11 protein-coding genes are annotated in these 12616 nt (G+C 62.7%); 5 read left to right on the top strand and 6 right to left on the bottom strand.

The genetic code is table 11. The features are described from left to right. Nucleotides 1–377 precede the first annotated feature (377 nt). A complete protein-coding gene (locus J3P88_RS22675; protein WP_434571732.1) occupies nt 378–1832 on the top strand; it encodes an NCS1 family nucleobase:cation symporter-1 in 1455 nt (484 codons plus the stop codon). On the opposite strand, the gene J3P88_RS22670 is transcribed toward J3P88_RS22675, so the two are convergent. Beyond that, nucleotides 1833–3005: an MFS transporter gene (locus J3P88_RS22670; RefSeq protein ID WP_434571730.1), complete on the bottom strand. Its 1173-nt coding sequence runs from the start codon at nt 3003–3005 to the stop codon at nt 1833–1835. It lies immediately after the preceding gene. A 104-nt stretch (nt 3006–3109) separates the two neighbouring features. Here J3P88_RS22670 and ptrR point away from each other — a divergent pair, with 104 nt between their 5' ends. Further along, on the top strand, nt 3110–4003 hold the full coding sequence (gene ptrR, locus J3P88_RS22665) for a putrescine utilization regulator PtrR (protein ID WP_186704617.1): 894 nt from the start codon (nt 3110–3112) through the stop codon (nt 4001–4003). Nucleotides 4004–4142: 139 nt separating this feature from the next. After that, nucleotides 4143–4271, top strand: coding sequence for a PA1414 family protein (locus J3P88_RS22660; RefSeq protein WP_003198971.1), 129 nt, complete (start codon nt 4143–4145; stop codon nt 4269–4271). Nucleotides 4272–4554: 283 nt separating this feature from the next. Here J3P88_RS22660 and J3P88_RS22655 read toward each other — a convergent pair whose 3' ends face one another. From J3P88_RS22655 to speB, 4 genes are all read right to left on the bottom strand, one after another. Further along, nucleotides 4555–5943: a sodium:solute symporter gene (locus J3P88_RS22655; RefSeq protein ID WP_434571728.1), complete on the bottom strand. Its 1389-nt coding sequence runs from the start codon at nt 5941–5943 to the stop codon at nt 4555–4557. A 190-nt stretch (nt 5944–6133) separates the two neighbouring features. Then, nucleotides 6134–7639, bottom strand: coding sequence for a purine-cytosine permease family protein (locus tag J3P88_RS22650; RefSeq protein WP_434576588.1), 1506 nt, complete (start codon nt 7637–7639; stop codon nt 6134–6136). Nucleotides 7640–7687: 48 nt separating this feature from the next. Next, nucleotides 7688–8095, bottom strand: a complete 408-nt coding sequence (locus J3P88_RS22645; RefSeq protein ID WP_434571726.1) for a YybH family protein — start codon at nt 8093–8095, stop codon at nt 7688–7690. Nucleotides 8096–8104: 9 nt separating this feature from the next. Beyond that, nucleotides 8105–9055 carry an agmatinase gene (speB, locus tag J3P88_RS22640; protein WP_434571724.1) on the bottom strand — a complete coding sequence of 317 codons (951 nt, stop codon included), beginning with the start codon at nt 9053–9055 and terminating at the stop codon, nt 8105–8107. Between the two features lie 341 nt (nt 9056–9396). Between speB and J3P88_RS22635 the strand changes: the two genes are divergently transcribed. Both J3P88_RS22635 and J3P88_RS22630 read left to right on the top strand, forming a co-directional pair. Beyond that, on the top strand, nt 9397–10290 hold the full coding sequence (locus J3P88_RS22635) for a LysR family transcriptional regulator (protein ID WP_186704621.1): 894 nt from the start codon (nt 9397–9399) through the stop codon (nt 10288–10290). 2 nt (nt 10291–10292) lie between these two features. Next, complete coding sequence (locus tag J3P88_RS22630) at nt 10293–10889, top strand: tRNA-uridine aminocarboxypropyltransferase (protein ID WP_434571722.1); 597 nt, start codon at nt 10293–10295, stop codon at nt 10887–10889. Nucleotides 10890–11037: 148 nt separating this feature from the next. Here the strand turns inward: J3P88_RS22630 and J3P88_RS22625 are convergent, their stop codons facing one another. Next, entirely contained in the window at nt 11038–12402 is a 1365-nt protein-coding gene (locus tag J3P88_RS22625) for an HlyD family type I secretion periplasmic adaptor subunit (protein ID WP_186704623.1), read from the bottom strand. Nucleotides 12403–12616 lie beyond the last annotated feature (214 nt).

The following is a 12616-nucleotide window of genomic DNA, read 5'->3' as shown; positions in this document are numbered from 1 at the left end:
GGCTCGTGACCTTGTGGCGAGGGAGCTTGCTCCCGCTGGCCTGCGCAGCGGGCCCCGGCGTTCTTCCTGACGTACTGTGGTTAAAAATCATTTTTGGGGCTGCTTCGCAGCCCAGCGGGAGCAAGCTCCCTCGCCACGGGTGCTCATCTCTGTATACAAACTCCTGCACCTTTAGCATGCATTCACGCCCTGTTCGTGGGCGCATGCCTGCTCCTGCTCGACCTTAACCCCCGCTCCACACCCCGGTTTGTCTAACATTCCACGCCTATGGCACGCATTCTGCGTAGCAACGCGTATACAAACCATGCCGGCTCCCGTGCGCAGTATGGTGAGCAGGTCGATACGGGGGCACGGCGGTACTCAAAAGGAGCCCCGCAATGTCCGAGCAATTGCCCAACGGCTACAGCCCCCGCCTCTATAACCAGGACCTGGGCCCGCTGCCGCAGAAATGGAATTGGTACAACATCTTCGCGTTCTGGATGAGTGATGTGCACAGCGTCGGCGGCTATGTGTTCGCCGCCAGCCTGTTCGCCTTGGGCCTGGCGAGTTGGCAGGTGCTGATCGCGTTGCTCGGCGGGATCTGCATCGTGCAGTTGATCGCCAACCTGGTCGCCAGGCCGAGCCAACAGGCGGCAGTGCCTTATCCCGTTATTTGCAGGCTGGCGTTCGGCGTGTTCGGGGCGAATATTCCAGCGGTCATTCGCGGCTTGATCGCCGTAGCCTGGTACGGGATTCAGACGTACCTGGCGTCCAGTGCGCTGATCATCGTGGTGCTGCGGTTTTTTCCTTCGATGGAAGTCTACGCGACGCCGCATTTTGCCGGTTTGTCCTACCTGGGCTGGTTCGGTTTCCTCAGCTTATGGTTCGTCCAGGCGCTGGTGTTCTGGACCGGCATGGAGTCGATCCGGCGTTTCATCGACTGGGCCGGACCGGTGGTGTATGCCGTAATGTTCCTGTTGGCCGGTTGGATCGTGTGGAAGGCCGGTTGGAGCAACATCAGCTTCACCCTGGCGGAAAAGTCGTTGTCTGGCTGGCAAGCGTTCGGACAAGTGATCGTGGCGACGGCCCTGGTGGTGTCGTACTTTTCCGGGCCCACCCTGAATTTCGGTGATTTCAGCCGTTACTGCCGGAGCATGTCTGACGTGCGCCGGGGCAATTTCTGGGGGCTGCCGGTGAATTTCCTGGCGTTTTCCCTGGTCACCGTGGTGATTGTTTCCGGGACCTTGCCGGTGTTCGGTGAAATGCTCCACGACCCGATTGCCACCGTGGCGCGCATCGACAACGACGTGGCCGTCCTGCTGGGTGCCTTTGCCTTCGTGACCGCCACCATTGGCATCAACATTGTCGCCAACTTTGTGTCCCCGGCGTTCGACTTTGCCAACGTCGCGCCGAGCAAGATCAGTTGGCGCGCCGGTGGCATGATTGCGGCGGTGGCGTCGATTTTCATCACGCCGTGGAACCTGTTCAACAACCCCGAAGTGATCCACTACACCCTGGACGTGCTGGCGGCGTTCATCGGCCCGCTGTTCGGGATCCTGCTGGTGGATTACTACCTGATCAAAAAACAGCAGATTGACGTCGATGCGCTGTTCAATGACGGGCCGAGCGGACGCTATTACTACAGCGGCGGTATCAACTGGACAGCGGTCAAGGCGCTGATCCCGGCGACCTTGATGGGTGTGGCAATCACCTTCACGCCGCTGCTGCAACCGATGGCCAACTTCGCCTGGTTCACCGGTTGTTTCCTCGGCGGGGTGTTGTATTTCGCCTTGGCCCTACGAGAGCCGACCGCGCAATCGAGCAAAGCGTTCAGTCCGGCCGGCCAGGCCTGATCAACGCAGGGCGGTCTGGGCGCAAGGGCCCACCGCGCCCCGGCTGGCGGGCCGCAACAACAGGCCGCCAGCCAACAGCAGGCCGCTGCCGGCAATGATCAGCGCCGGTTGCAGGCCGCCGCTGAAATGACTGCTCAGCGCTGCCAGCAACGGCCCGCTGAGCTGACCCACGGCAAAGCAGGCGGTCAGCAGGCCGGCGTTGCGCTGGGTGGCGTGGGGGGCCAGTTCCCGGGAGCGCAGCATCACCAGCTGCATGCAGGCCAGGAATGGCGCACCACATAGGATCACCCCCAGCGCCAGCCCCGGCCCACTGCCCAGCAGGCAGGCAAACACCCCGGCGGCTTGCAGCCAGAGCGTACCGATCAGCCAGCGACCGGTGCTGTTCGGGTTCGGCCGCCGCAAGCTGACCAGCAACACGCCGATGGCGGCGGCCAGGCCGAAGCAGGGCCAGAACAGGTCCGCCAGCCATTGTCCGTGGAACTGCGCCGAGGCCATTTGTGACAGGAACGTGGCCGGAATGATGTAGCCCACGCCGTACAAGGCATACACCACGCCCAATCGAGCGATGCCACGATTCGGCGAGGAGGTGACTGGCGCGACAACGGTCGCGGTTGCGGCGGGTTGCGGCAGGATCGGCAGAATCACCAGCAACATCGCCAGCGCTACGCCGGCGTACGCCAGCCACAGGGTTGCGGAGGTCTGGTCCAGCAGGTTCGAGCCCAACGCCAACAAACCTGTCAGGAAAATCCCCAACCCAGGGCCGGCAAACACCAGGGCGCCGAGCCGCGGCCGTCCCGTCGCCGCAGCCAAGGGTTGGCTCAGGGCGGTGATCATCACCATCACCCAGGCGCTCGCCACGCCGGTGCCGAAGCGCAATGCCAGGTGCGGCCAGAAGCCCCATGCCCAGAACGACGCCAGGGTCAGGAGCACGCACAGCCATAGGCCGCCGAGCAACCGCCGCCGCACCTGTTCCGGGCGCCGGGCGAACATGGCGTCCAGCGCGCCGAGGAAATAACCCAGGTAGTTGGCGGCGGCAATCAGACCGGCGGCGGTCAAGTCGACCTGACCTTCGCCGATCAAATGAGGTAACTGCGGTGTGAGGGCGAAGCGGCCGATACCCATGGCCATCATCAGGGCGATGAAACTGCCAAGCAGGCGAATTAATGGTGACATGGTCGTTCTCCGGGTGTCGGGGCGAATGACCGTCAGGCTAGGACTGATTGACTTTCATTAAAAATGAATAATAGTGAGTAACTTGTTCTTTTTTGGAGAAGGTCGTGGAGTTCAGCCAGTTAAGGATTTTCCAGGCCGTGGCCGAGGAAGGTTCGATCACCCGGGCTGCGGAGCGCTTGCACCGGGTGCCCTCGAACCTGTCGACCCGGCTTAAGCAGCTCGAAGAGCAGTTGGGCGTAGACCTTTTCCTAAGAGAGCGTCAGCGCTTGCAGTTGTCACCGGCAGGAAAAGTCCTGCTGGACTATGCAACCAAGCTCTTCGCCTTGCACGACGAAGCCCACGCAGCGGTGCAGGGCGGACAGCCGGCCGGGGATTTCCTGCTGGGAACGATGTACAGCACGGCGGCGACGCATTTGCCGGACCTGCTGGCGGCGTATCACCGGAGGTATCCAGCGGTGAATCTGCAAGTGCAGTCGGGGCCCAGTGGTGAACTGTTTGAAGGCCTGCTCACCAATCGGCTCGATGCGGCGTTGGTGGACGGCCCGCTGGAGCTGGCGGGGCTGGATGGCGTGCCGCTGTGCGACGAACGGTTGGTGCTGATCACCGAGGCCGATCACCCGCCGGTGCGCAGTGCGCTGGATGTGCAGGGCCGCGCGGTGTTCACGTTCCGCCGTGGCTGCTCGTACCGGATGCGCTTGGAAGCCTGGTTTGCCCATGATCACGCGACCATGGGCCGGGCGATGGAAATCGAGTCTTACCAGGGGATGCTGGCGTGTGTGATCGCCGGATCCGGCGTGGCGTTGATGTCCGAGTCGATGCTGGCCAGCCTGCCGGGCCGCGAGCGGGTGACGGTGCATCCGCTGGCCGAGCCGTTTGCCAGCGCCACCACTTGGCTGATGTGGCGTAAAGGCATGGTCGGGGCCAACTTGAATGCCTGGATTGAATTGCAACAACAGGCGTGGCCGCGAGCGCCAATGATCACGGCGCAATCGGCTTGAACTCCGGGAGGTGGATTTGGATCAATTCAGTAACAGATCATTGCAAACTGAGACGAGCATTGCGTAGCACATCGGACTATTATCAGTGCGAAGGGGCCACAGAAATCTGCCGCTCGCACCACCCTGAGGGGGCACCACGATGAAAGAGAAAATCCAGAACTGGCTTCACGACTTGGGTGTCGCGCTTGGCCTGATCGAGCCGCCGATGCAACCGGTACCGATCCGCACCGATGACGAGCAACGCCGCCGCCAGCCGCGCCGCCGGTAAATACACCAGGAATTTGGAGAGATCGCAGTTCCGGACCATCTCGATCGAGATGGCCCGGAACTGCGATCTTTTTTATTGGTGGCGCGAACCCCTGTGGCGAGGGAGCTTGCTCCCGCTGGGCTGCGTAGCAGCCCCAAGATGTATCCATCACCGCAGTGCGGCAGACAGGACGCTGGGGCCTGCTTCGCAGTCCAGCGGGAGCAAGCTCCCTCGCCACAGAGGCAAAAAAGGGCGTGGCCATCGGCGCCACACCCCTCGAAGAAAACCACCGCTCAGTGCTCGATCAAACCGCCTTGGCCACCACATTCGACCTGGGCGACAGCAAGCTCACCAGCACGAAACTCACCAGCGCCACGCTCAGGCTGTAGTAGATCGGTGTGTTCGCATCCAGGCCATCCTTGAACATGAAGAACAGCGCGGTCAAGAAGCCCAGCGACATGCTGGTGATCGCGCCAGCGGTGGTGGCGCGTTTCCAGTAGATGGCGCCGATCAGCGGGATCAGCATGCCGCCCACCAACAGGTTGTAGGCCAGGGTGAGGGCGCTGATGACGTCGCTGACCACCAGGGCGATCACCAGGACCACCGCCCCCATCAGCAGGGTGGCGATGCGGTTTTCGTGGACGTCGCCGCTGCCACTCTCACGGCCATGACGCAGGCGAGGCAGCAGATCCTGGACCACCGTGGTGGACGCGGCGAGCAGGCCCGCCGCGGCGGTGGACATCAAGGCCGCCAGGGCCGCAGCGATCACCAATCCACGAATGCCATTGGGCAGGCTGGTCTGCACCACGCTGGCGAAGGCGTTGTTGACGTTTTCCAGATCCGGCAGCAGCACCTTTGCCGCCATTCCGATCAGCGCCCCAGCCAGGCCGTACAGCACGCAGTACAGGCCGGCGGCGGTGCCGGCCACTTTGGCCACGCCTTCGCTGCGGGCGGTGAACACCCGCTGCCAGATGTCCTGGCCGATGAAGATGCCGAAAAAGTAGATCAGGAAGTAGGTGAGGATGGTGTCCCAGCCAATCGCGGTGAAATCGAAGTAGCTGGCCGGCAAGGCCGCCACCATCGCGTCCCAGCCGCCGGCATCGCCGATGGACATTGGCATCAGCAGGAACACCAGGCCAATGGTCATGATCAGGAATTGCACAATGTCGGTGAGGGTCAGCGACCACATGCCGCCGATGGTGGAATACAGCACCACCACGCCACCGCCCACCAGGATCGACATCCAGAACGGCAGGCCGAACAGCACTTGCATCACGGTGCCGATGGCGATGGTCGAGGTGGCGCCGATCATCAGCGCATACACCAGCATGATCAGCGCACTGGCTTGGCGCGCGGCCGGATTGTAGCGGCGCTCCAGCACTTGGGTCACGGTGTAGATCTTCAGTTTGAGCAGCGGCTTGGCGAGGAACAGGCTCAGGCCGACGATGCCCAGGCCGATGGCGCCGCACAACCAGAATCCGGAAATGCCGTAGACGTAGCCCAGGCGCACGGTGCCGATGGTGGATGCACCGCCCAGCACGGTGGCGGCCATGGTGCCCAAGTAGAAGCCCGGGCCGAGGTTGCGCCCGGCGACCAGGTAGTCGTCACGGGTCTTGGCGCGGCGCATGCCGTACCAGCCGAGGGCGATCATGCCGGCGGCGTAGATGAGAACGACGATTAAATCCAAAGCCATGATGGCGTGTCTCCGATTGTCTTTTTTATGTACGGGACGAAGTGCTGCTGTCCCTGTCGAACGAGTCTTTGTGGCGAGGGAGCTTGCTCCCGCTCGACTGCGCAGCAGTCGTCGCTTATCGGTTCAGAAACTTGGGGGGCTGCTGCGCAGCCCAGCGGGAGCAAGCTCCCTCGCCACGGGTATTTTTCAGTCAGGCGGTCTGCCGGAGCTCTGATTTAGCAAGCGGCGCTGTGCCCCGCGGATCTTGCGGCCCATACACCGCCGCCGGCTCTGGAAACAGCCCCAACAACGCCAGGTACACCACCGAGGCCAGGCCCAGGGTCACCGGCAGGCTGATGTCGATCCCGCCTGCCAGTTCCCCCAGCGGCCCGACGAACTGCCCTGGCAGGTTGACGAAGCACAACCCCACCAGCGCGCTGGGGATCCACGCCCCCAGGCCGCGCCAGTTCCAGCCGTGGCTGAACCAGTAGCGCCCGCCGGTTTCGCCGCGGGTGAACACTTGCAGGTCGTCCGGGCAGTAGAAGCCGCGGCGCACCAGCAGGCCGATGATCATGATCACCATCCAGGGTGTGGTGCAGGTGATGATCAGCACCGCGAAGGTCGACACGCTCTGCACCAGGTTCGCCGCGAAGCGCCCGATGAAGATGAAGGCAATCGACAGCACGCCGATCAGCAGCGTCGCCTTGACCCGCGACAGCAGCCGTGGAAACACGCTGGACATGTCCAGCCCGGTGCCATATAGCGACGTGGTGCCGGTGGACATGCCGCCGATCACCGAGATCAGGCACACCGGCAGGAAGAACCACCCCGGCGACACCGCCAGCAGCCCGCCCACGTAGTTATTGGCCGCGATGTAGTCCGGCGCCTTGATCGCCACGATGGTGGCGGTGGCGAGGCCGAACAGGAACGGGATCAATGTCGCCAGTTGCGCCGCGATCACCGCCAGCATGATGCGGCGCTTGGGCGTGTTGCGCGGGATGTAGCGCGACCAGTCACCGAGGAACGCACCGAAGGAAATCGGGTTGCTCATGGCCACCAGCGCCGCGCCGATGAAGGCGGCGTAGAAGCCCGGCTGGCCAAGGCTGACCGTGCCGGCGAACTGGCTGTCAAAGGTCGGTGCGAAGGCGAAAATGCCGAGCAGGAACAGCAAGCTGGCGGCCCACACGGCGATGCGGTTGACCCACAGCATGAAGCGGAAGCCGTAGATGCACACGGTCAACACCAGCAGGGCGAACAGGCCGTAGGCCAGGCCCAGGCTCAAGTCGGTTTCCGGCACGCCGATCAGCCGCTTGGCGCCGCCGATCAATGCATCGCCCGAACTCCACACCGACAGTGAGAAAAACGCGATGGCGGTCAGCAACGAGAGGAACGAGCCGACGATTCGCCCGTGCACGCCGAAGTGCGCACCGGATGACACCGCGTTGTTGGTGCCGTTGAGCGGACCGAACAGGCCCATCGGCGCGAGAATGACCGAACCCACCAACACGCCCAGCACAATCGCCCAGACCCCGGCCTGGAACGACAGGCCGAACAGCACCGGAAAACTGCCGAGCACGGCGGTGGCAAAGGTATTGGCGCCGCCGAAGATCAGGCGAAACAGGTCGCCTGTGCCTGCGGTGCGTTCGTGGTCCGGGATCCGTTCGACCCCGTTGGTTTCAATCTGCGTAAGGCTTTTATCGTTATTGTTATTCATGATCTGCTCCGATCATCGAGGCGCATTCATCGTTGTGAATGTCGCCTGTGGCTAAGGGGGTGGCAGCCCTTCCGGCATTGCGGACAAATGTTCATGACAGGCCAGCCATAGGCCTTGTTGTTCTTGGCGAAACACAATGGTTTCGCGCTCCTGGCTAATGTGAAGCTCCCCTTGCATGCGCAGCTCGGTGGCCACGTCATGGATGAAAATCGCCACGTCCCCTTGCAGGCTGACGAAGGCGTTGTTCGAGGTGCAGCTCAGCACCTCGAAGCCATCCTCGGACCGCCAGCGGTCCCACAAGGCCTGGTAGGCCTCGCGTGACAGTAGAGGCTGTTCGAAGGTGTGGAACACGAAGCTCGCATCGGTGCTGAACGCACCGAAGTAAGCCTCGCGATCGTTGCGGGCGAAGGCCGACACCAGTTCAGCGGCGGCCTTGAGAACTTGGTCTCGATGGCTCATGACGGCGCCTCAGCGATGAACCACGCCAGGCAGTACGCAGAGCATCTCGTACAGCAGATTGGCGCCCAGCAGCGAGGTGTTGCCGGTGGTGTCGTACGGCGGCGAGACTTCTACCAGATCGCAACCGACCAGGTCGAGGCCCTGGCAGCCACGGATGATTTCGATCGCCTGGATGGTGGTCAGGCCACCGATTTCCGGGGTGCCGGTGCCTGGCGCCCAGGCCGGGTCGATACCGTCGATGTCGAAACTCAGGTACACCGGGCCGCCGCCGACCTTCTCACGCACCTCAGCCATCAACGGTGCCAGGGATTTGTGCCAGCACTCTTCGGCCTGGACCACGCGAAAGCCCTGGTTGCGGCTCCAGTTGAAATCATCGGCCGTGTAGCCCTGGGCCCGCAGGCCGATCTGCACCACGCGGTCGCAATCGAGCAGGCCTTCTTCCACGGCGCGGCGGAAAGTGGTGCCGTGGGCGATTTTCTCGCCGAACATGTGGTCGTTCACATCGGCATGGGCGTCGATGTGCACCAGGCCGACCTTGCCGTGTTTCTTGTGGATGGCTCGCAGTATCGGCAGGGTGATGGTGTGGTCGCCGCCCAGGGTCAGGGGGATGACGTTGTGTTCGAGGATCTTGTGGTACGACTCTTCGATGATCCGCACCGCGTCCAGCAGGTTGAAGGTGTTGATCGCCACGTCACCGATGTCCGCCACTGACAGCGAGTCGAACGGTGCGGCGCCGGTGGCCATGTTGTAGGGGCGGATCATCACGGATTCGGCGCGAATCTCCCGCGGCCCGAAACGGGTGCCGGCGCGCAGGGAGGTGCCGATGTCCAGCGGCACGCCGACGAAAGCAGCGTCCAGGCCGGCAGCGGTTTGCAAATGGGGAAGTCGCATCATGGTGGCGATGCCGCCGAAGCGCGGCATTTCGTTGCCGCCCAGTGGTTGGTGAAGAATCTTGTCCACGGGTAGGGCCTCATCGTTGTTTTATTTATCAGGGGCCGATTCTGCGAAAAGCCGCTGTCGTGAAGAATCGCTGGCGGCAAATACTTAGTTCAGATTTTTCTAAACTAATGGTGGGCGGGGCGATAGACTCCGCAGCAGCGCAATCCTGGGGCAGACGATTACCCTGGTGGCGAGGGAGCTTGCTCCCGCTGGGCTGCGAAGCAGCCCCAAAACCAGTCACCTCGGTGTTTCAGGTAGATCGCGTGGGCAGGTTTTACGACTGCTTCGCAGCCGAGCGGGAGCAAGCTCCCTCGCCACAAAAGCGCGACAAGTTCTGTTTATGTGTGATCCGGAGACACCCAATGGCCAACGCTCTACCCGACCTGAAACTGCTGCGCATTTTCGTCAGCGTGGTCCGGCATCAGGGGTTCGCCAATGCCCAGCACGAGCTCAACCTCTCCACCTCGGCCATCAGCACTTATATGAGCCAGCTGGAATCGGCCCTGGGCCTGGTCCTCTGTCATCGCGGCCGGGGCGGGTTCAGCCTGACCAGCAAGGGCGAGTTGTTCCATCAGGAAACCCTGCGCCTGCTGGGCGAGCTCGAAGGCTTCGAACAGTACGCCGCCGCGCTCAAGGGGGAACTGCGCGGCACGCTGAACCTGGGGGTGATCGACTCGACAGTGAGCGACACGGCCTTGCCATTCGCCGAAGCCATCGGTGCCTACAGCCAGGAGCATCCGGCGGTGCATTTGCACCTGTCGGTCCTGAGCCCTTACGAGCTGCAACTCGGTGTGCAGGACAACCGCCTGGACCTGGCCATCGGTGCGTTTTCCACGCGCATGAGCGGGTTGGTCTACATGCCGTTGTACCGCGAGCAGCACTGGTTGTATTGCAGCAATCGCCACCCGCTGTTCAACGAGCGGCGCATCCCCGAACAGGTCATCACCCAGCAGCGCATGGTCGGACGCGGTTACTGGAGCCAAGCCGAGCTGGCTCGTCATGGCTTCAAGCACAGTGCGGCGACGGTCGAGAGCATGGAAGCGCAGTTGATCCTGGTGTTGTCCGGTGCCTACGTCGGTTATTTGCCTGAGCACTATGCCCAGGCTTGGGTCGACAAGGGCGACTTGCGCGTGCTGTTGCCGGCGACCTTCGGTTATCAGGCGCCGTTTTCGATGATCGTGCGCCGTGGCCGCAGCCGCGAGCCGCTGATCCAGACCTTCCGTGATTTGCTCAAAGCTCAACTGAACCAGGCCTGATCATGTCCAGAATCCAATGCCCGCGCTGCCAACGACCGCAAAGCCATTGCCTGTGCCCGTTGATCCCCAACCTCGACAGCCGCACCCGGGTCTTGCTGTTGCAACATCCGAGCGAAGTGAACCACGCCTTGAACACTGCCCGGCTGGCTGCCTTGGGGCTGCGCAATGCCGAGCTGATCGTGGGCGAGGTGTTCGAGGATCTGCCCCGGTTGCTCAACCAGGCGGGTTATCAGGCGCGGTTGTTGTTTCCCGCTGACGACGCGCAGCCGCTGCAAACCTACGGGCCGTCCGATGAGCCGCTGCTGTTGGTCGTTCCCGATGGCACCTGGCGCAAGGCGAGAAAACTGCTGCACCTCAATCCGCTGCTGGCGGCGTTGCCGAGGGTGACGTTGGCTAACGGTGGGGTGTCCCGTTATCGCTTGCGCAAGGCACCGGGGCCGGGGGCGTTGTCGACGGTGGAGGCGATTGTCCAGGCGTTGCAAGTGCTTGAGGCGCCGGTGAGTTTCGAGCCGTTGCTACGGCCGTTCGAGGCGTTGATCGAGGGGCAGATTGCGGCGATGGGGGAGGAGACGTTTCGGCGTAATCATGCTGGGAAATAATGGTTGTCTTTGCCGGCGCCTTCGCGAGCAAGCCCGCTCCCACATTTGATCGCCTGTGGCCGCAAAATTTGTGTTCGCCGCAGATCCATTGTGGGAGCGGGCTTGCTCGCGAAGGCGGCCTCTCAATCACCGCATATCTCAGCAGAAATCAGCGCTCGCGCATCGCCTCGGTCCGCGCCTTCAACACCGGCTTGAGCAAGTAATCCAACACACTTTTCTCCCCAGTGATGATGTCCACCGTCGCCACCATCCCCGGAATGATCAGCAACGGCTTGGCATCGCCGCCCAAGTGGTTTTTATCGGTCCGCACCTGGATCAAATAGAAACTGTTGCCCTTGTCGTCGGTGATGGTGTCGGCACCGATCAGTTCGAGCTTGGCGCTGAGCCCGCCATAGATCGTGTAGTCGTAGGCGCTGAACTTGACCATGGCTTTCTGGCCAGGGTGCAGGAACGCCACGTCCTGGGGGCGGACCTTGGCTTCGATCAGCAGGTTGTCTTCCAGGGGCACGATTTCCACCATGTCGTTGCCCGGCTGCACCACGCCGCCGATGGTATTGACCTTCAATTGCTTGATCACCCCATGCACCGGCGAGACCACGGTGGTGCGGGTCACGCGGTCGTCGATGGCGATGCTTGAGGCGGTGATCTTCGACAGTTCGGTGCGTTTCTCGTTGAGGTCCTTGGCCGCCTCGGAACGGAAGGTCTGTTCCGATTCGTCGATCTTGCTCTTGATCTCGTTGATCGCCGATTCGGCCCGGGGAATGGCCAGGGTGGTGGCGTTGAGCGAGCCGCGGATTTCCACCGCGCTGCGCTTGAGCCGCAGGATCTCCACCGGCGATACCGCCCCGGTGCGCACCAGCGGCGCGGACATGTTCATTTCTTCTTGCAGCAAGGCCAGGGCGGAGCTGAACTGGCCTTGCTTGGAACGAAACTCCGCCAGTTCCTGGGTCTTCTGCCGCAGCTGTTCGGTCAGGGTCCGTTGTTCGCTGGCCAGGCGTCGCTGGCGTTGTTCATACAGCGAGCGTTCGTCCTCGGCCACTTGCGGGGCCTTGGCGGTGACCTCTGCCGAGAGCGCGAAGGGCCGCCCTTCAGCTTCGGCCGACAGGCGCTCGACCTGGGCGGTCAGGGCATAGCGGTCAGCCTCGCTCTCGCCCTTGTTCGACAGGAACCGCGTATCGTCGAGGCGCAGCAGGGTGTCGCCCTTGTTTACCATCTGGCCTTCGCGCACGAAAATCTCGGTGACGATGCCGCCCTCCAGGTTCTGGATCACCTGGATCTTGCTCGACGGAATCGCCTTGCCTTCGCCGGTGGTGACTTCCTGCAAGACCGCAAACTTCGCCCAGACCAACCCGGTGACGATCAACCCGGCGGCCAGCCACACGGTAACCCGCGAGCGCCGGGGAGAATCCTGCAGCGTGGCGCCGGCGGTTTCCGGCATGAACTCGCTTTCGGCGCTTTTGCTGAAACTGCCGAAGTAGCTTCGGGCGGCTGAATCCGGCGTTTGAGCAGACATGGGGCGGTACCCGTTGGTTAAATGAAAAGAGCTGGGTGCTGCTTTTAAGTAAAAGAGCTGGGTGCTGCTTTTTGTGGCGAGGGAGCTTGCTCCCGCTCGGCGGCGAAGCCGTCGCAAAACCTGCCGGCGCGGTCCGCCTGATACAACCGGGGGAATGGCCCTTGGGGCTGCTTCGCAGCCCAGCGGGAGCAAGCTCCCTCGCCACAGGGGTATG

The sequence above is a fragment of the Pseudomonas sp. Z3-6 genome (assembly GCF_051131985.1).
Taxonomy (GTDB): Bacteria; Pseudomonadota; Gammaproteobacteria; order Pseudomonadales; family Pseudomonadaceae; genus Aquipseudomonas; species Aquipseudomonas zanjanensis.
Note: the sequence above shows the minus strand (reverse complement) of the source record. Positions and strands in the feature narration are given on the sequence as shown.